A 20,304-nucleotide genomic window follows, 5' to 3' on the forward strand; every position below is an offset into this window, starting at 1 on the left:
CAAAACGCGAGAACAATCTTGCGCGCTAGCGCCAAATAATCAAGATGCAACTCGCTCATTCACAGCTTCGGCGAGCAACTCCGTATTAGCCCCGTCCTGCACGGCCTGTCGGTCATGCCGCCCTGCGAGCGAGCAATCGGCCGAGCGGCATGTTGGGCTCGGCGACAGCGGCCGCCAGAAGCGCGACGAGATCCTCCATCCATGCGCCGACCATATGGCCGTCGAGCAAGTCGCGCTTGTAATTGCATGAACCGGTGATTCCGGTCGGGCGCTCCTTGAGCATCAGCGACAGCCAGGTCTGGTCGATCGGCAGCACGGGCTGGCCTTCGCGCGCGATATTGCCGATCGACTCGATCACGAGATCGGGCAGATCGAGTGGCTGGCGCAGCGGATTTTGTAGGGTGAAATAGACCTGGAGCAGCGCGGCCGGATCGATCCCCTCCCGCTCCAGATGGTCGGCCAGGATGTTGAACGGCAGCTCCTGCCGCGCATGCGCGTCCAGCACGCTCTGGCGCACCCGCGCCAAGGCCTGCGCGAACGAGACCTCCGGCGTGAGCTTGGTGCGGATGATGACCGTGTTCTCGAACGGCCCGACGATCCGGTCGGTGTCCGGCTGGGCACGATTGGCCATGGCGGTGGCGACCGCGATGTCGGTGCGGCCCGTTCGCGTCAGCAGCAGCGCCTTCAGGCCGGTGAGGAGGCACATGAACAGGGTGGCATTGTGCTGCGCGGCGAAGGCCGTGAGCCGGTCGATCAAATCGGGCTCGAGGTTGACCGGGTGACGCCCCGTGGATGCGGTCGGGCTTGATTCGCCGTCGAAGAGCCGGCTTGCGCCGCGCAAATTCTCGGTCCAGTCGGCGGCCTGACGACGGGCCGCGTCGGTGCCGCACCACCAGCGCTGCCAGCGCGCAACGTCCGAGAAAGCCGGAGGCGGCCTCAGGAGCGGCACCGATGGATATCCGGCCAGCGCCGCATAGCGATTGGACCATTCCTCGAACAACACGCCGATCGACCAGCCGTCGACCACGGCGTGATGCAACGTCAGCAGCAGCACGTGTTCGTCGTCATGGAGCCGCAACAGCCGCGCGCGCAGCAGCGGCGCACGCGTGGTCTCGATCGGGGTGAAGGTCTCTCGCTCGATCAGCAGTTCGATCTTCCTGAGCTCGAGCGCTCTGCGCCGCTTGTTGCGGTGGGGATGACCATCGCCGATGGTCTCGACCGTCAGGACACGGGCAACGGCGTCGGGGGCCGAGATGCGGCTGACGGGCTCTCCGCCGCGCCGGCCGAACGCTGTGCGCAGCGATTCGTGCCGGCGCACGACGTCGTCGATCGCCTGCGCCAGGGCGGCTGGATCGAGCGGTCCCTGGAGGCGGAAGGCGAAGGGCAGGTTGAACAGCGGCAGATCCGGCAGGTTCTGCTCGATCCGCAGCATCTGGTCCTGCGCGATCGAGAGCGGCGCAGCTCTGTTATCGGCGAGGCTTCTTTCGGCCAGCTTTGGCCCGCTCGCGGCAGGCTTGCGCGGCTTTGCCGCCACCGCCGCATCGACCTGCCGGGCAAGCTCTTCGATGGTCGGGGCCTCGAAGATGGTCTTGATCGGCAGCGATACCCCGAGCGCACGGGCGATGCGCGCCATGGTCCGGCCCGCGAGCAGCGAGTGGCCGCCGAGATCGAAGAAATTGTCGGTGACGCCGATGCTCTCGACCTTGAGCAGGTCGGTCCAGATGTCGGAAAGCACCTTCTCAGTGAAGCGCCGCGCCGGCACGGCCGTATCCGGTCCGGACGCCTCCTCGAGCGCCGGCGCCAGCAGTGCCGACCGGTCCAGCTTGCCATGGGCGTTGAGCGGCACCTGATCGAGGAACAGGAAGGCGGACGGGATGGCGTGAGCCGGCAACCGGCTCTTCAGGAATTCGCGCAGCTCGCTGGCGCTGCTTCTGCTGCCGGGCCGTGCGACGATATGGGCGACCAGCCTGACATCGCCGCTCGCCTCACGGCGCGGCTCGACGATACCGGCGCGCACGTCGGGATGCGCGGCAAGCGCATTCTCGATCTCCTTGAGCTCGATCCGGTAGCCGCGGATCTTGACCTGATGGTCGGCGCGGCCGAGGCATTCGATCGTGCCATCGGCGCGGCGGCGGGCCAGGTCGCCGGTCCGGTAAAGCCGGCTGCCGGTCCGGCGCGAGAACGGATCGGGCAGGAAGCGCTGCCGGTTCTGCGCGGGATCGTTGATATAGCCGCGGCCAACGCCGGCGCCGCCGATGCAGAGCTCGCCGGTGATGCCGACAGGCAGCGGCTGGAGGTCTGCGTCGAGCACGTAGAGCTGGGTGTTCGGCAGCGGAGCGCCGACCGGGATGTTGCCGGTCGCGATTGCCGGCGCCTTGGTCAGGCGATGCAGGGAGACGTCGTCGGAACATTCCGAGGCGCCATAGGCGTTGATCAGCGGCACTTTCGGGCAGCGCGCGAACCAGGCGCTGCAGAGTTCGACGGGCAGCGGCTCTCCGGTGGAGATCAGCAATCGCAATTTGGCGAAGGCGCGCCGGACCTGTGCCTCGCTCATGCATTCGACCACCACCCGTAGCAGCGACGGCACGATCTCGAGCACCGTAACGCCTTCGCGCTCGATCTCCTGCGCCAGCCGAATCGGGTCCTGCACGGTCGCGTTGCCGCAGACATGCACGCGTGCTCCGACCATGGGTCCGGCAAGGAATTGCCAGACCGAGATGACGAAGCTCTGCGGCGCGGTCTGCGCGATCACGTCCCTGGGCGAGAGGCCGAGCTCGGCGATGAGCGAGGCCAGATGGTTCGACAGGCCGCGCTGCTCGATCATGACACCCTTCGGCGCGCCGGAGGAGCCGGACGTGTAGACGAGATAAGCGAGGCTGGAGGCGGCACGCGGTGCGGCGCGGACAGGCTTGGTCACCGCTGGCGCGATCACGTCTTCGAGCTCGGCCACATGGATGCGCTCGACCAGCGGCTCGAGCAGCGCCTCGACCATGGCGGCCTGGGCTCGTCCGGTCAGCAGCACGCGGGCGCCGCTCGATCCGAGGATGGTCGCAAGGCGTGCCGGCGGTTGGTCGGGATCGAGATTGAGGAAGGCCGCGCCGACGCGCTGCACCGCGATCATCGCCGCAAGCAGGTCGGGCCCGCGCTCCGCCAGCAGAGCGACCACGCTCTCGGCACCGACGCCTTCGTGCGCCAGCCAATCCGCGACGGCGTGGCTGCGGCGCACCAGCTCGCGATAGCTCAGGGACGTGCGGCCGTCCGACACCGCAACCGCGTTCGGCGTGCGCTTGGCTTGACGATCGAAGCGTTCGCTCAAATTGCCGCGCGCGGTGAAATCGGCCGCCACGCCCCGGCCTCTCGCGAGCAATTGCCGGCGCTCGGCCTCGGTGAGGAGCGGCAGGCGCGAGATGCGCTGCTCCGGATCGGCAATGGCCGCCTTGAGCAGGGTCTTGAACTGGGCCGCCATGGCTTCGATCGTCGCCGCGTCGAACAGATCGGTGGCGTATTCGAAGAACCCGGTGAAGCGGCCGTCGGCCTCGACCAGTTCGAGCGTGACGTCGAAGCGCGCCACCTTGGGATCGACTTCCAGCCGCCGCGTCGAAAAGCCCGGGAAGCGGGCGGTCTCGATCGAGGCGTTCTGGAGGATGAACATGATCCGGAACAGCGGATTGCCGTCGCTGCGCCGCGCGATCTGGAGCGCGCGCAGCACCTCCTCGATCGGCAGATCCTGATTGCGATAGGCGTCGAGCGTGACCTGCCGCACCCGCCGCAACATCTCGCCGAAGCTGGGATCGCCGCTGAAATCGTTGCGCAGGATCAGCGTGTTGGCGAAAAGGCCGATCAGGCGCTCGCTTTCGATCTGGTTGCGGTTGGCGATCAGCGATCCCGTGGCGACATCCTCATGCGCGGTGTGGCGGAACAGCAGGCACTGGAAGGCCGCGAGCAGCGTCATGAAGGGCGTCACCCCCTGGTTCTGGCTCAGCCTGCGCAGGTCGGCCGACAGGGGCTTGGAGAATTCGAGATAATGCCGGGCGCCGTGACCGCTCCAGGCCTCCGGCCTCGGCCGGTCGGTTCGCAGCGGCAGCGTGGTGACCCCGTCGAGCTGGGTCCGCCAATAATCGAGCTGCTCCCTGGCCGCCGGCGTCTGCGCCCAGCTCTGCTGCCAGAGCGCAAAGTCGCGATATTGGAAGGCGGGCGGGGGCAGCGCGGCGGCGCTCCGCTTCTGCGCGCCCGCATAATGGGCGGCAAGCTCCTCCCAGAACAGCCGTTGCGACCAGCCGTCGGTGACGAGGTGATGGACGTTGACCAACAGCGCGTGGTTCGTTCTGTCGAACGACAGCAGCGTGACCTTCAACGGCGGCTCGCGGGCGAGGTCGAACGGATATTGTGCGAGCTTGAGCGCCTCGCGCCTGATGATTGTGGCCCTCTTGTCGGCCGGGCAAGGCCTTAGCTTGATCCGCTCGAACCGCGGCGGCGATGGCAGCACGCGCTGCGCCGGCTCGCCCTCGTTCTCGCCTTCGATGAAGATCGAGCGCAGCGCTTCGTGGCGCGCGCAGATCGCGGTGAGGCTTGCGGAAAGCGCGGCGGCGTCGACCGGGCCTTTGAGAACGGCAACTTCGACGACGTTATAGTTGTAGCGGGTCGGATCGAGCCGGGAGAGCACATACATCCGCTGCTGCTGGAATGAGAGCGGTGCATCGGCCGCCGCCGCTTGACGCCAGGCCGGCAAATCCGCCTCGCGACGGCTTGCGGCAGTCGCGATCCGTGCAGCAAGCGCGGCGACCGTGGCGCAATCGAAAATGTCCTCGAACGAGAAGTCGACGTTGAAGCGTTCGCGCAGGCGCGAGCGCATCTGCGTTACTGCGAGCGAATCCGCGCCGATCGCGAACACGTCCTGATCGATGCCGACCTGCGGCAGCTCCAAGAGACCGGCCCAGATCGCGGCGAGCTGGGTCTCCAGCGCATTGCGCGGCGCCTGCGCCTCAGTGCCACTCTCCGTTGCCGCGATCAGCCCGGCCAGCGCATTGCGCTTGATCTTGCCGCTGGCGCCTTTGGGCAGCGCTGCAACGCTGCGGATCAGGCTCGGCACCTTGTAGGCCGCGAGCCGCTTTCGCGCGAACTGGCGCAGCTGGTCCGAACTCGCCTCGGAACTCGGCCGCAGCACCACGACGGCGGCAACGTTCTCGCCGAGCTTCTCATGCGGCACCGCGAACACCCCGGCCTCCAGCACCGCCGGATGGCTGAGCAGGACCTCTTCCACCTCCTGCGGCGAGATCTTCTGGCCACCGCGGTTGATGACGTCCTTGATGCGGCCGACGATGAAGAGATAGCCGTCCTCGTCGAGATAGCCGAGATCACCGGTCCGGAACCAGCCCTTGCGGAATGCGGCCTTGGTCGCCGCCTCGTCATTGTAGTAGCCGCGGCTCATGTTGGGACCGCGCAGCATGATCTCGCCCTGCGCGCCGCTCGCAAGCGTGCGGCCCGCCTCGTCCATGATTGCGATGTCCGGACCCGCGGCGCGGCCGACCGATCCGATCTTGCGCAGCTCGAACGGGTTGGCCGCGATCTGCGAGGCTGCCTCTGTCATGCCGTAGGTTTCGAGCACGGGGACACCGAAGGTTGCTTGCAGTCCTTCGAGAATCGCCGGCGCCAGCGAGGCCGAGGCCGAACGGATCACGCGCAGTGACGACGACCTGGCACGGTCGGGATCAGCCTCCGCCGCCGTCAGCAGCGCACGATGAATGGTCGGCACCGCCGTGTACCAGGTCGGTTGCAGCTCTCGCATCCAGCCGAAGAAGGACGATGCATCAAAACCGTCGGTGCAGATCACGCTGGAGCCCGCTGCCAGCGCCGTCAAGAGGCCAGAGATCAGGCCATGGGCGTGAAACAGCGGCAGCACGTTGAGCAGGCGATCATGCGGTGTGAGCGACAGCACGCGGCCGGCATTTTGCGCCGACAGACACACGTTGCGATGGGTCAACGGCACCATTTTCGGCCGCGCTGCCGTGCCCGACGTCATCAGGATGAATGCATCGTCGTCGGCGCGCGAGGCACCGCTCGTGCTCGCCGGCCCGATCGTTGGGCCGATGAAGGCGCAACCGCCGAGATCGCTGACCGGTCCCGGCACGAAATCGATCACCGCGATGTCGAGCGTCCTGGCGACGTCGCGACTGGCCGAGTTCATGTCGGCCCGGGTCACGAGCGCCGTCAGCTTCAATTCACTGAAATAGCGTTGCAGCTCATCCGCGGTCAGGTCGGGATTGACGGGGACGCACGCACTGCTCGATGCGACCGCGATCAATGCCAGCGCACTGTCGGCGCCGCGCGGCAGCGCAACGGCGATGCGGTCCGCGGGGCCAATGCCGAGCCCGCGCAGGGTGTGCATCAGGCGCCGGATCAATGGGCCCAGCGCGCCGTAGTTGAGGGCCGGCCGGCCCGGAGCGAGCAGGGCGGGTGCCTCCGGCATCCTCTGCGCGTGGACGTCGAGGAGGCGGCCGATATGCGCAAGGGACTTGGTTTCGGCGTTGGAAGCTCCCGATCCTTCTCCCGCTCCGGATGCGATGTCCGACAACGCCATTCCCTTTTGATCTGATTGAGCTATTCTTCCCAAGTCTTAGGGAACGCGTCCAGTCTGAGGTGAAGTTCGGGCCTCAAAATCTGTGGTTGAGGGGCCCAAGGCCCTTCGACGGAGTGATGGTCGGGCAGAAATCACCATGCTGGAGAATGAGCCGGACACGGGAACGGAGGGCGGGCTGAAGCGCTGGCTCGAAGGCATCGGCCTCGGCCACTACACCGATCTCTTCGCGCAGCACCGCCTCGATCTCGACGTGATGGCGGATCTGACCGAGTCGGATCTGGTCGAGCTCGGATTGCCGCTTGGCGATCGCAAGCGGCTTCAGCGGGCGATGTCGGCGCTGTTTAGGGACGAAACGGCGGACGCGCCGCCTGCGGCGGTGCCGCCGCAAAAGCGGGCGGAGGTCGGCGCGGAACGGCGTCAGCTCACGACCATGTTCTGCGACATGGTGGATTCCACCTCGCTCTCGGTGCAGTTCGATCCGGAAGACGTGCGTGACATGATCGCGAGCTTTCGCGAAACCTGTGTCCGCGTCGTCAAGCACTACGAGGGCTTTGCCGCCCGTTTCGTCGGCGACGGTATCCTGGTCTATTTCGGCTATCCCACCGCGCATGAGGACGATGCTGAGCGCGCAGTGCGGGCCGGGCTGGAGATCGTGCGGGTGCTGTCGAGCGCGCGGGCGATCGAGCCGCGGGGTGCACTCAGCCACTCGCCCGCCGTGCGCATCGGGATCGCGACCGGTCTCGTCGTGGTCGGCGATCTCGTCGGGCAGGGCACCGAAGAGCGCGACTCCGCGGTCGGCGAGACGGTCAACCTTGCCGCGCGCCTGCAAGGCCTCGCGCCGCCCAATGGCGTCGTGATCTCCGCGTCGACCCAGTCGCTGCTGAAGGGGAAGTTCGAATTCCGCAATCTCGGCGTCCATGATCTGAAGGGGATCTCCGAGAAGGCGCAGGCGTGGCACGTGATGCGCGCCTCGCGGGTGGAGACCCGCTTCGCCGCCGCCATGGGCACGCGCCTGACGCCGCTCGTCAACCGCGAGGAGGAGATCGCGCTGTTGATGGGACGCTGGCAGCAGGTCAAGGACGGGGACGGCCAGGTCGTCGTTAAGTTCGGCGAGCCCGGCATCGGCAAGTCGCGCATCATCCAGGAAATCTTCGAGCGGATCTCCGGCGATCGCCATGGGCAGGTCTCGCTGCAATGCTCGCCTTACTACACGTCCACGGCGCTCTATCCGTTCGCCGAGCAGCTCAAATTCACGCTCGGGCTCGACCGCGAGGATTCTTCCGCGCTGTCGCTTTCGGGCCTCGAAACCGCGATCGCCGCCGCGCATTGCGACATCGAGCAGGTGGCGCCGCTGTTCGCCGCGCTGCTGTCGATACCGACGGGCGACCGCTATCCACGGCTCGACCTTTCGCCGCAGCAGCAGAAGGACGCGACCGTCGCCGCGCTGGTCAATCACTTCCTGGGTCTTGCGCGCGAGATGCCGCTGGTGATCGCGTTCGAAGATCTGCATTGGATCGATCCGACCTCGCGCGAGGTCATCGACCTCCTGGTCGAGCAGGTGCAGAACCGGCCGATCCTGGTCATCATCACCGCGCGGTCCGAATTCCAGCCGAGTTGGAATGCACATTCCCACATCACCACCCTGGTGCTGAACCGCCTGAGCCGGCAGCTGCGCACGACGCTGGTCGAGCGCGTCGCGGGGCGAGAGCTGCCCAAGGAGGTCGTCGAGGAGATCATCGTCAAGACCGACGGCGTGCCGCTGTTCCTGGAAGAGCTCACCAAGACCGTGCTCGAATCCAACCTCCTGACCGAGCGGCACGGACGCTACGTGCTGTCGGGCCCGTGGCGGCAGCTCGCGATCCCGGCGACCCTGACGGACTCGCTGATGGCGCGGCTGGACCGGATGGGGCCGTTCAAGCGCATCGCGCAGATCGGCGCCACCATCGGCCGCGAGTTTTCCTACGAGACGCTCCATGCGGTCGCCAACACGCCCGCCGAACAGATCGAGGCTGCCCTCAATCGTCTGGAGGAGGCGGGGCTGATCATGCGGCGCGGCCATCCGCCCGAGGCGCTCTACTCCTTCAAGCACGTGATGATCCAGAACGCCGCGCATGCAAGCCTCTTGCACAGCGAGCGCCGCAAGCTGCATTCCCGGATCGCGCAGGTGCTCGCCGAAATGTATCCGGAGAAGACCGAGCGCGAACCGGAATTGCTCGCCCATCACCTGACTGAATCCGGCCAGAGCGAGGGCGCCGCCAGTTTCTGGCTCAAGGCCGGCAAGCAGGCGGCCAAGAGCGGCGCCAATCTGGAAGCGATCGGTCACCTGCGCCGCGGCTTGACCGTCGTGCAGGCCAACACCCGCATGCAGGGCGCCGACGAGATGGAGCTCGAGCTGCGCATCGCGCTCGGCAACGCGCTGATCGCGGCCAAAGGCTATGCCGTGCACGAGGTCGAGGAGAACTACAACCGCGCGCTCGAGCTCGGCCAGCAGCTCGACGACGACGAGAAAGCCTTCGCCGCCACGCGGGGGCTCTGGGTCTGTCATTTCATCCGCGCCGATCTCACGCGCGCGCACGATCTCAGCGTCGAGCTGTTGAGATTCGCCAAGCGCGAACGGCTGAACCAGCGCATCGAGCCGGCACAGCAGACCGGTTATCTGATCGAGGCGCACCGCTCGATCGCGATGACCATGCTGTATCGCGGCCGCTTTGCCGCCTCGCAGCATCATCTGCACCGCTGCATCAACCTCTACAGCCCCGATCTGCACTCAGGCCTGATGGAGCGGCACGGCATCGATCCCGGCGTCGTTTCGCTGTCCTATCTCGGCTATCTCCTGTGGTTCCTCGGCCGGCCGGACGCGGCGCGCCAGCACAGCGAGCAGGCGATCGCCAATGCCGAGAAGATCCGCCATCCGTTCACGCTCGCCTTCGCGCTCGTGTTCAGCGCTTATCTCTGCCAGCATTTGCGCGACGTCGAGGGTACGCGCGACCACGCCAACCGCGCCATGATCATCGCCACCGAGCACAATTTCCTGCACTGGAAGCAGCAAGCGGCGATCCTGCGCGGCTGGGCGGTGGCGCAACTCGGCGAAGCCGACGAGGGCCTCAGCCAGATGCGCTTCGGCCTCGACGAGTACGAGGCGATGGATTCCTGGCTCGCCGGCTGCTGGTTCCGCTGCCTGCTTGCGGAGGCCTACGCCAAGGTCGGGATGCGCGATGCCGCCTTGCGCGCCCTGGACGGCGCGCTCGCGACCGCGAGACGAACCGGCGATCACTCCTACCTCGCCGAAGTCTATCGCCTGCAGGGCGAGATCACGCTGTCGGACGGCGATCCGGCATCGGCGGGGGAGGCCGAGGATATGTTCGGTCTGTCGCTGGAGATCGCGCGCAAGCAGGGCGCGCTGTCCTGGGAGCTTCGCACCGCCGTCAGCCTCGCGCGGCTGTGGCACGAGGCCGGTAGGCGCGAGCCCGCGAGCCTGCTGCTCGTACCCATCGTCGGCAGGTTCGGCGAGGGGTTCTCCACGCCGGACCTGAAGCAAGCGATGCAGCTGGTCAACGAGCTCGGCGCGGACGCACTCGTGCGCGAGCAGGTCGATCCCTGACATGAGCGATCTCGCCGCCGCGCGTGCGCGCTATGTCGAGAGGATCGCAAAGCGCGAGCGGATTGGCTCGAAGCGCCTGCTCGAAGCGCTCGCCGCTATCCCTCGCGAGAATTTTCTGGCCAAGGGGCCGTGGCGCATCAAGAGCGAGGCCGCGCGCAGCTACCGGCTGACGCCCGACGCCGATCCCGTGCATCTCTACGACAATGTGCTGGTCGCGATCGATGCGCGCCGCAAGCTCGACACCGGCCTGCCGAGCCTGTGGGCGCATTTCATCGACCAGCTCGATGTCGGGGAGAAGGATCGTGTGCTCCAGATCGGCTGCGGGCTCGGCTATTTCTCGGCGGTGCTGTCGAAGATCGTCGGCCCAAAGGGCAGGGTGACTGCAATCGAATGTGACGAGCGGCTTGCGGCGCGCGCTGCGGATTATCTTCGCGCCTATCGCAACGTCGAGGTGGTCCACGGCGACGGATGCGAGGAGAGCCGCGAACCGGCAGACGTGATCATCGTCCACGCCGGCTTCTCGCATCCACATCCGCACTGGCTGCAATCGCTCCGTCCGCGCGGCCGCCTCCTGGTGCCGCTGACCCAGCGGGACCGCGAAGGCGCCGCTCTCAGGATCACGCGCAAGGGGACGGGGTTCGTGGCCGAGGCGGTGCAGCAGATCCGGATATTCCCCGGCCAGGGCCGCGGTGTGACCGCGCTCGACGACCGCGTCGCCGACTGGTGGCAGCGCGCCTCCGCCCTGGCGCCACTGCGCTTTCGCAGGCTCGAGCAGGGGCTGCCGGCGGATGGCTAATGCTTCATTTCATTTTACCTTGATTGCGGTTTCAAGTTTCCAGCGTGCGGCAGTGCCGCTATGACTGCGGCTTGATGGCCATTCGAGCGCGCCCATGCATTCCGTTGCCCTGCTGACTGCCAGCTACGCCAAGGATATCGAGCGCTTTTCGCTGCTCAGCGAGAGCATCGACACCTGGCTCTCGGGATATACGCGGCATTATGTTCTCGTTAACGATGAGGACGTGCCGCTGTTCGCACAGTTCGCCTCCGACAAGCGCGTCATCGTCCCGGCCTCGCGCTATTTGCCGAAATGGCTGTTCGCGCTGCCGCCGGCGCTGCAGTTCATCAGCAAGCGGCGCGTCTGGCTGTCGTTGCTGTCCTCGCCCGTGCACGGCTGGCACATCCAGCAGATGTTGAAGATTGCCGGTGTCCTCAACGCGCCGGAGCAGCGCGTCTGCATCCTGGATTCGGACAATCTGTTCTTCCGCGAGTTCGACGTCGGCCAATATGCCGGCGGTGAGAAGACGCCGCTCTTCGTCACGCCCAAGGCGATCGGCGCCGACCACCCGGTGCACGGCGTGTGGCTCCGCACGATCGATCAGCTCCTGGGAATCGGGCAGCGCTCGTTCCCGGCAGACGATTATGTCGGCAACGCGCTGGTCTGGGACAAGGACACCGCGCGCGCGATGACCGGCGCCATCAAGTCGGCAACCGGCCTGAGCTGGGCTCTGGCATTGTGCCGGAAGAAGAAGTTCTCCGAATATCTGCTCTACGGCAACTTCGTCGCGAATTCGCCGGAGCATCTGGCAACGCATCGTGTCACGGAAGACAGCATCGCGGTCTCGCACTGGGACGACACGCCCCTCGACCGCCCGGCCATTGAAGCGATCATAGCGGCCGCTTCGCCGGAACAAGTCGCGCTCTGCATCCAGTCCTATTCGTCGACCTCGGTCGACGACATCCGCGATGTGTTCCGGCTCTCCTCGCGCGACCGGCGTAGCCCAAGCCTCTCGCCCGACCACATGGGCGATGCGCCCGCATTCGAGACGCCGAAGACGCGTTAGAGCGTGATCCGGAAAGTGTGCAGCGGTTTTCCAAAAGGATCACGCTCAAACAATCGTCCCTACACGTCCTTCGTGAACTTGCTGATGACGTCCATGAACGGCTTCGGCTTGAATTCGCCGTCGAGCGGCAAGGGACGGTTCGGCTGCTTGTCCTTGCGGGCAAACGTGCCGTTGATCCAGCTGTAGCGGTCCGAGATGCCCCAGGTCAGGATCGAGCGCACCGGTCCGCTGGTCGACATCGCGGTCAGCAGGTCGTCGACGCGCTTGGCGACGATGGCGTCGCGCTCCGCCGGGCTTCCCGCCAGCTTCTGATCGTCGACGTCGAGCTCGGTGACGAGCACCTCGAGCCCCCAGGACCTGAGCTCGGTGACGAATTCGGCAAGTCCGTGCGTGTCGATCTCGAGCTCGGCATGCAGATGCGATTGCAGGCCCACGGCGTGGAGCGGAACGCCCTGGTCGAGCAGGTCCATGATGAGGTTACGGAAGGCGGCGCGCTTGGCGATGAAGGAGTCCTTCGCGGACTCGATGTCATATTCGTTGATTGCGAGCTTGACGAAAGGATCGGCTGCGGCGGCGGTGCGGAAGGCCAGCGGAATCCAGCCATTGCCGAGATGCTGGGTCCAGAACGTGTCTCGCCGATCGGTGACCTTCCTCGGATTGTCGGGGATCGGCTCGTTGACGACGTCCCACGACGTCAGCTTGTCCTTGTAATAGGAGGCGACGGTGCCGATGTGGTCGCGATAGGCGCGCTCGACGCCTTTGGTGTCCTTGATCTGCTTGGTCCAGTCGGGAATGTCGTGATACCACGCGAGCGCGTGGCCGCGCATGGTGAGATCGTTCGCCCGCGCAAAATCCAGGATGGCATCGGCACGCTCGAACGCGAAAGTGTGCGCGTCCGGCCGCAGCATCGGCCATTTCAGTTCGAGCACCGGCACCACCTGCGTGCAATAGGTGCTGATGGCCTCCCCGAGCCGCGGGTCGGCTTGCAGGTCCCACAGCGTCGCGGCTGCGCCATAGCCCGGGCGACGCTGGGCGAACTTCGAGGCCGGCGCGGCCGACGTCGATGCACCCGCCGCGAGCGTTGCGGCGCTGCCGAGCAGGAACTGGCGTCGGTCGAGCCTGGTCACGCGTGACGCTGGATCGCGGCTTCCGCGATTTCGTAGTAGTGAAGCGCGCCCTTCTCGAGCGTCAGATTGTCCAGGACATAATCACGCGGCGCGAAGCCTCTCGTGCTGACCTGCGACCAGAAGCGGCCCCAGCTCGCAGTGAAGTCGTTCGCGTCGGTGAAGATCATGCCGCAGCGCGCGTCGAAATAGGGCACCGAGGACACGCCACCTTCGTATCTCACCTTGTCCGGGAAATATTTCGGATCCTGCCACGGCCCGCCGCGATCCCAGGCGAAGACGGGCACGCCGCTCGACAGCGCCTGCTGGCAGGCGATGCCCTGGCTCTCGTGCTCGCAGAGGAAGACCATGCTGCGGCAACGCGCCAGCGCGGCCTTATAATCGTCTTCCTTGTAGTGGCCGTAGCGGATCACTTCGACGGTGCGGCCGCTGGCTTCGAGAGACTTTCGGATCGGCTCGATCAGCTCCGGCTCGTACCGGTCGTAATCCCAGCGCACCTTGTCGTAGAGCAGCACGTCGACGCTCTTCTGCGCGGACGGCGCCGGCGTCCACAGATCGGTCTCGATGCCGACGGGCCAGGCGCCGACATGGGGCCAATGCGGACGGAACATGTCGGCATACCAGGCGCACGGCACCAGCACGCGCCGCACGTCGAGATCCTTCAGGCTCTCCGGCGCATCGATCGGGTGATCGTACATGGCGACGCCGAGCAGCAGCGGGTTCTGCCACTTGAACCAATCGAGCACGAACGGCCGGCCGAGGATGCAGGCCAGTTCCTCCGGGTGCTTCCGGATGTAGCGATAGTCGTTGAGGCGATAGCGGATGCCGAGCCGATCGAGGCCTGCGCACAGATTGAGCAGGACGCGCCGCTGTCCGCTGACGAAGGATTTGCCCATCAGCAGGCGACGCAACAGCGGCCGGAGGTGCCGGTCGCCGGGAAACCAGCGGTCGTCCCGCTCTTCGAAAAAGAGATTGAGGACCATCCTGCCGCGGCCTTTCGCGCCGGGATCCGTCGGGCGCACGGGAGCATCGGCGTCGCGGTGGGGCAGGGAGGCCGATTTCGCCCGGGTTCGTTCGGCAACGTCCATGTCAGTCACATCAGTGCATCGGAGGAGCAGGGCGAGGCTTCGCTAGCATTGCTTCTTTTCTGTGATCCCGGCCGACCCTACAAGGACAGGGCAAATTTAACGCTAACGCGCGATAACCGCGCGGTCGCTCCATTCGCAATCCGATTTGCAGGCTTATGCGGCTATCCTCGCCGATGCCAGCGGCGCAGTCCGATTGCCACGCCCAATTCTCTTAACGCTTCGTTAATCCTGATCGCCGCCAACGGTCCCGTGCTCGCATGCTGAACCGCCATTTCTCGATCTATCTGGTCGCCTACATCCTGCCTGCGGCGGTGGGCTTCTTCGCGGTCACGGCCTACACACGGCTGCTGTCGCCGGCGGAGTACGGCGTCTATGTCGTCGGCATCAGCCTTGCGGGCATCCTGGGCGCGATCTTCTTCGCCTGGATCAAGCTGTCGGTGTCGCGCTATCAGGCGATGTCGGCCGAGGTCGATTTTCGCGGCACGGCGATCGTCGCCTTCGTCCTGACCGCCGCAATTCTCTGCGCGATGACGCCGCTGGTGTTCCTGTTCCGCAGCGACGTCAGCGTGGAGCTGCTGCTCGCCAGCATGTTCGTCGCGATCATGGCCAATGCGGTCGATGTCGGCCAGGAGTTCGAGCGCGCCAAATTGCGGCCCTATCGGTTCGCGGCCATCTCCATCGTGCGCAGCGTGGCGAGCGTCGGCTTCGGTCTCGCCGCCGTCTGGTTCGGCTGGGGCGGCATCGGCCTGCTCGCAGCATTTGGCCTCGGTTCGCTCGCTGGCATCATCCTGAATTTGGTCGGTGACCGCACCAGGATCGCGCGCTTCCAGCGCGACCAGTTCATGCAGCTCGCGCGCTACGGCCTTCCCTTGACGCTGGCCGGATTGTCCGTCGCGCTCTATTCGACCTGCGACCGGCTCATCGTCGCCTATCTGCTCGGCAAGGATGCGGCCGGCATCTTCGGCGTTGCCGCCGATCTGCCGCGCCAGTTCATGGTCATGATCGCGTCCAGCGTCGCCGCGGCCACGGTGCCGCTGGTGTTCCGCGCCCTGTCCGAGAAGGACGTTGCGGTGACGCGGGAGCGGCTGACCGAAAGCCTCGAACTGCTGCTCGTCGTCGTTGCTCCCGTCGCGGTCTGGCTCGCGCTGGCCGCGGACCAGGTCGCCGGCACGCTGGTCGGCGTCGATTTCCGCGCCGGGGTGTCCGCGCTGCTGCCGATCTTGGTGCTCGCACGCTTCTTCGGCATTGCCAATCAGTTCTATGTCCAGATCAGTTTCCAGCTCGCCGAAAAGCCCTTCATGCTGGCCGCGCAATCCTTCCTCACACTCGTCGTCAGCATCGTCCTGATGGTCGCTCTGGTCGCGGGCTATGGCCTCTACGGTGCGGCGCTGGCGACCTTCGCGACCGAGGCGATTGGCTTCCTGGTTGCGGTCGTCCTGATGCACCGTGCCCATCCGGTGCCATTCGACCTCCATCGCCTCGCCGGTGTCGCTGTCTCTGCCGCGGCGATGGCGGCCGCGATTCTGATCGCGCGATCGCAAGCCGGCGGCACCGGTCCGGTGTCGCTTGTCATCGTCAGCCTCGCCGGCGGCCTCGCTTATGCCGCTGCGGCCTGGCTGTTGAACGTCGCGAACGTGCGGACCTTGTCGCTGCGTTTCCTGCGCACGCTCAATCGCAAGGCACTTGGGGTCTAGTTAGCGGGCCCAGGCGCACCTGCGGGCGGTTAACCGGACATTCTGCCGCAGCGCTTGGGAGCGGCATCGGGGTAGCTTCAGCCCGAGGCCGCCTTCCGCGTGTGCGAACGGTCGTATATGACAGGATTTGTCGCCGGAACGTGCCGAATCTCGCCACAGACGGAACGTAAGGCGGCTGCGCTTTCTTAATCCAGAGATCGCAAATTGATATTCTGAGCGACACCAGCAGACTGGCAGTTCGACCGAGGATGGCATGAAAAACCGATCGACGACGACGCGATCCACCAGGGCGATGCGGCGTCGGGGGCCTGCCGGGATTGTAGCATTGGCGACGCTGGCCCTGTTTGCGGGAGCGGCCCCGGCGACTGCAGCCAAGCAGGCCCGTCAAGTGGCCGAGGCGGTGGCCCAGCGCGTGGCCGGCGAGCCCATCATGGCGATCGTGTCGATCAAGAGCCAGCAAATCACCTTTTATGATGCGGACGGCTGGATCGCTCGCGCGCCGGTGTCGACCGGCACCACGGGACGCGAGACGCCGGCCGGCGTGTTCGCCATCCTCGAGAAGAACCGGGAGCATCGCTCGAGCATGTATGACGATGCGTGGATGCCGCATATGCAGCGCATCACATGGAACGGGATCGCGCTGCATGGCGGACCGCTGCCCGGCTATGCCGCCTCGCATGGCTGCGTGCGGCTTCCGTTCGGCTTCGCCGAGAACGTGTTCGACAAGACCTATATCGGAATGCGGGTGATCGTCTCGCCGGAAGATACGGTCCCGACCGAAATCTCGCACCCCTCATTGTTCGTGCCCAAGCAGGAGGCCATCGCGGCGGCACCGAGCCGTATCGGCAAGCTCGCCGCTGAGGCCGAGGAGGCGACGCGCGCCGCCGATGAAGCCAAGAAGGCCGCGTCGGTAGCCGCAAAGGAAGCAACGTCCCTCCCGGCGACGCTGCGCAAGCTGGAGCAGCAGAAGGCCCGCGCGGATGCCGAGCTCGCCTTCGCCGACAAGACGCTGGCGAATGCGAAGACCGACCAGGCGCGTGCCAAGGCCGAGGAGCTGAAGCAGAAGGCCACTGCCAAGGCCGCGGACGCGTCGACGCAGCTTGATGCCGCCAAGGCGGCCGCGCAGCCGAAGCGCGATGCGGTCGCCGCCACGAAGGAGGCTGCAAAGGCGACGGCGGCCAGGAAGACCGACGCCGTGAAGGCGGCGACCGACGCAAAGCTCGCGCTCGAGCCGGTCTCGGTCTACATCAGCCGCTCCACGCAGAAGCTCTATGTGCGGCGGAACACCCACAAGCCGGCGCCCGACGGCGGCGGCGAGGTGTTCGACACCAGCATCGAGGTCCCCGTCACGATCCGCAATCCCGACCGGCCGCTCGGCACGCACATCTTCACGGCGATGGCGAAGACCGATGCAGGCCTGCGCTGGAGCGTCGTCACGATCGAGAACGGCGACGAGGCGAGGGATGCGCTCGACCGGATCACCATTCCCCAGGAGGTATGGGATCGCATCGGGCCGACCGCGTTGCCGCGTTCGTCGATCGTCATCTCCGACGAGCCCTTGAGCGCTGAAACCAACTACCGCACCGAATTCGTCGCGGTGCTGAGCAACCAGCCGCAAGGCGGCTTCATCACGCGCAAGCCGACCGCGCCTGCCATGGTCGCGAGCGACGACGGCTGGGACAATGGCGGCAACGGCTTCGGCTTCTTCTACCCGCGCGATCCCTACGTGCAGCCGGCCAATCCGCGCCGTCAGCGCGGCCAGTATCAGTATTATCAGTCGACGCAGCCCATGCCGCGGGGCTTCTGGTAAGGATGCCGAGTTTGCCCGCGGCGCAGCCCTTATAGCCGCGCCGTGATCACCAGGGCCTGAATCTTGGCTTCGACCGGTCCAGGTCCATGGCGCGCGCGGAGCGCATCCGCGACCGCATCGGTTGCGGCCTGAAGATCACTGCTGCTCCTCGCCTCGATCTCGCCGCGCAGCGGCGTGCCCTGGCAATAGGCGAGCGCCACGAGCTCAGGCGTCGCCGCGCGGCTGGTCGCTGCCAGTGTTTCGATCGCGACGTCGCCAAAGCCCGCGCGTTTGAGATCGGCCCGGATGATCGCCTGGTCGAAATAGCCGTGCGGTGTCCGCGCCATGAAGCGGGGCGGATCATCCGGAAACAGCTTGGCGAGGGCCATCGTGACATCATGGGCGAACACATTCTCCTCGATGCGGTCCCACACATTGAACAGGAACGTGCCGCCGCCCTTCAACACGCGCTTCGCTTCCGAATAGCCCTTGGCGCGGTCCGGAAAGAACATGGCGCCGAATTGGCAGCAGACCACGTCGAACCCGGCATCGCCGAAAGGAAGCGCCAAGGCGTCCGCCTGGCGCCAGGTGATGCGATCATCGTCCGCCTGACGCTTTGCTGCGATCGCGAGCATCGGCTCGTTGAGATCGGTCGCGACATAGCGGATGCCGGGCGGCAGCGCCGTCGCCACTGCGCGCGTCACCGCGCCGGTGCCCGCCGCGATCTCGAGCAGCGCGGAGGGAGAGAGCGGGGCGATGCGTCTTGCGATGTCGTTTGCATAGAAGGCGAAGATCATCGGGACGAGATGCTCGTCGTAGAGCTTCGGGATCGAGCCGGCGAAAACCTTGTCAGTGTCGGACATGATTGCCTCGCTGAAGGTTCGGACGTGAGGCTCACCCTACCACGGACCGCTGCCTCAGCGGGCCGGGAAATCGGCAGTTGGTGATCAAGCCTTATTTCGCGCCGCCGACCTCGCGGATCGGCCGCGTGCCGTCCCAGTTCAGCGCGGCCTGCCGGACCTTTTCGAAGAATGGTCCCTTGGTGCCGCTGATGTCGGAGATCTCGATCACCGTACCGGGATGGGCCTGCGTGTCGAAATAGGCAAAGCGTCCCTTGTCGCCGCCGATCTGGCCTTCATGGCCGACCCTGTAGCCGAGCCCGAGCGCCTTGTCGTAGAGCGCCTGGTAGTCATGACTCCAATAGGACATGTGCTGCAGGCCTTCGTGCCCGGCGTCGAGGAATTCCTTGTACAGCGAGGGCGCGTCGTTGCGCTGCTGGATCAGCTCGATCTGGAGATCGCCGGAGTTGGCCAGCGCGATGCTCATCTCCAACGCGGAATCCCGGCCGCGATGGCGAAACCAGTCTGTCTTGACCCGGTCCATGTAATACCAGGGGCCAATGCCCATGATTTCGATCCAGTGCTTCATCGCGGCGTGGATGTCCCGCACCACATATCCGTTCTGGCGCACCGCGCCGAAGATGCGGCTCATGCCCGCGCTCCTGTCTTTGCCGCAAAGCGCGACCTCATCCTGAGGGCCCGCCGCAGGCGGGCGTCTCGAAGGATGGGCCGCGAGCAAGCTCCTCGCCAAGCTGTCTTCATGTGCAAGGGCACCGCTCTTCACTTGACCTCGATGCCGGCGTCCTTGGCAACCTGCTTCCAGGCCGCGATGTCGCGGGCATTGATGTCGCGCTGCTCCTCGCCGGGAACGAATTGCGCGGTGATGCCGAGCCCCAAGAGTTTCTGCTTCACCTCGGCATCGGCGAGCGCGTCCTTCAGGGCCGCCGACAATTTCTGTGCGATCGGCGGCGCGACGCCGGCGGGCGCATACATCGCCCAGGATAGGCTGCGGTCGAACGGCACGCCCTGCTCCTTGTAGCTGGCGATATCGGGCAGGCTTGGCGACCGTTCGCCGCAGGCGGCCAGCGCCTTGAGCGAGCCGTCCTTCACCAGCGGCGTCGCGGTTGCCATGTCGAGCGTCGCCAGCGAGATATGGCCGCCGAGCAAGTCGCCGGCCAGCTTGGCGATGCCGTTGAACGGCACGTGATCCATCTTGATGCCGGTTTGTTGCATCAGGATTTCGGCGCAGAATTGCCCGGTCGAGCCGACGCCCCAGCTGCCGTATTGGACCGGCTCGCCTTTCTTGGCGAGCGCGATCAGTTCCTTGATGTCGTTGGCGGGAAAGGTCTTGGTGGCCACCAGCATGATCGAGGACGTCCCGACGCGCCCGATCGTCGTGAAATCCTTGATCGAATCGTACGGCAGCTTCGGATAGATCGCGGGGGCGAGCACATGGGTGGTCATGCCGCCGACGGTGATGGTGTAGCCGTCATTGGGCGACGTCGCCACCATCTGCGTGCCGAGCGTGCCGGCTGCGCCCGTGTGGTTCTCGATATAGATGGTCTGCCCGAGTATCTTGCCCATCTTGTCGGCGAGCAGCCGGCCGACCACGTCGCCGCCGCCGCCCGCCGCATAGGGCAGCAGCATCCTGATCTTGCGCGTGGGGTAGGCGGCCGGATCCTCGGCGCGCGCCGGCAATGCCGCCGACAGCAATGCGAGCAGAGAGAGCGTGACGGTGCTGAGCTTCATGA

General features: G+C 66.0%; 11 protein-coding genes. 5 read left to right on the forward strand and 6 right to left on the reverse strand.

The annotated features are described in order from the left end of the window. Positions 1–112 precede the first annotated feature (112 nt). Positions 113–6,577: a non-ribosomal peptide synthetase gene (locus tag BCCGELA001_RS07905; protein WP_060735005.1), complete on the reverse strand. Its 6,465-nt coding sequence runs from the start codon at positions 6,575–6,577 to the stop codon at positions 113–115. Between the two features lie 136 nt (positions 6,578–6,713). Between BCCGELA001_RS07905 and BCCGELA001_RS07910 the strand changes: the two genes are divergently transcribed. The 3 genes from BCCGELA001_RS07910 to BCCGELA001_RS07920 all read left to right on the forward strand — a co-directional run bounded on the left by BCCGELA001_RS07910 (position 6,714) and on the right by BCCGELA001_RS07920 (position 12,019). Continuing rightward, positions 6,714–10,178: an ATP-binding protein gene (locus BCCGELA001_RS07910; protein ID WP_008561831.1), complete on the forward strand. Its 3,465-nt coding sequence runs from the start codon at positions 6,714–6,716 to the stop codon at positions 10,176–10,178. 1 nt (position 10,179) lies between these two features. Next, positions 10,180–10,974, forward strand: coding sequence for a protein-L-isoaspartate O-methyltransferase family protein (locus BCCGELA001_RS07915; protein ID WP_008561829.1), 795 nt, complete (start codon positions 10,180–10,182; stop codon positions 10,972–10,974). A 94-nt stretch (positions 10,975–11,068) separates the two neighbouring features. Further along, complete coding sequence (locus BCCGELA001_RS07920; protein ID WP_060735006.1) at positions 11,069–12,019, forward strand: DUF6492 family protein; 951 nt, start codon at positions 11,069–11,071, stop codon at positions 12,017–12,019. Positions 12,020–12,078: 59 nt separating this feature from the next. On the opposite strand, the gene BCCGELA001_RS07925 is transcribed toward BCCGELA001_RS07920, so the two are convergent. Continuing rightward, on the reverse strand, positions 12,079–13,146 hold the full coding sequence (locus tag BCCGELA001_RS07925) for an endo-1,4-beta-xylanase (RefSeq protein ID WP_060735007.1): 1,068 nt from the start codon (positions 13,144–13,146) through the stop codon (positions 12,079–12,081). Beyond that, entirely contained in the window at positions 13,143–14,231 is a 1,089-nt protein-coding gene (locus BCCGELA001_RS07930) for a glycosyltransferase (protein WP_060735008.1), read from the reverse strand. Before BCCGELA001_RS07930 ends, BCCGELA001_RS07925 begins: the two co-directional genes overlap by 4 nt. Positions 14,232–14,488: 257 nt before the next feature. Here BCCGELA001_RS07930 and BCCGELA001_RS07935 point away from each other — a divergent pair, with 257 nt between their 5' ends. Both BCCGELA001_RS07935 and BCCGELA001_RS07940 read left to right on the forward strand, forming a co-directional pair. Continuing rightward, on the forward strand, positions 14,489–15,925 hold the full coding sequence (locus tag BCCGELA001_RS07935; RefSeq protein ID WP_060735009.1) for a lipopolysaccharide biosynthesis protein: 1,437 nt from the start codon (positions 14,489–14,491) through the stop codon (positions 15,923–15,925). A gap of 253 nt (positions 15,926–16,178) precedes the next feature. Next, complete coding sequence (locus BCCGELA001_RS07940) at positions 16,179–17,735, forward strand: L,D-transpeptidase (protein ID WP_060735010.1); 1,557 nt, start codon at positions 16,179–16,181, stop codon at positions 17,733–17,735. 29 nt (positions 17,736–17,764) lie between these two features. Here BCCGELA001_RS07940 and BCCGELA001_RS07945 read toward each other — a convergent pair whose 3' ends face one another. The 3 genes from BCCGELA001_RS07945 to BCCGELA001_RS07955 form a co-directional block, all read right to left on the reverse strand. After that, a complete protein-coding gene (locus tag BCCGELA001_RS07945) occupies positions 17,765–18,577 on the reverse strand; it encodes a class I SAM-dependent methyltransferase (protein WP_060735011.1) in 813 nt (270 codons plus the stop codon). 91 nt (positions 18,578–18,668) lie between these two features. Next, positions 18,669–19,205 (reverse strand): VOC family protein, encoded by a 537-nt coding sequence (locus BCCGELA001_RS07950; protein WP_008561787.1) that lies wholly within the window; start codon positions 19,203–19,205, stop codon positions 18,669–18,671. A 128-nt stretch (positions 19,206–19,333) separates the two neighbouring features. Further along, positions 19,334–20,302: a Bug family tripartite tricarboxylate transporter substrate binding protein gene (locus tag BCCGELA001_RS07955; RefSeq protein ID WP_060735012.1), complete on the reverse strand. Its 969-nt coding sequence runs from the start codon at positions 20,300–20,302 to the stop codon at positions 19,334–19,336. Between the last annotated feature and the right edge of the window lie 2 nt (positions 20,303–20,304).

Source organism: Bradyrhizobium sp. CCGE-LA001 (assembly GCF_000296215.2).
GTDB lineage: Bacteria > Pseudomonadota > Alphaproteobacteria > Rhizobiales > Xanthobacteraceae > Bradyrhizobium.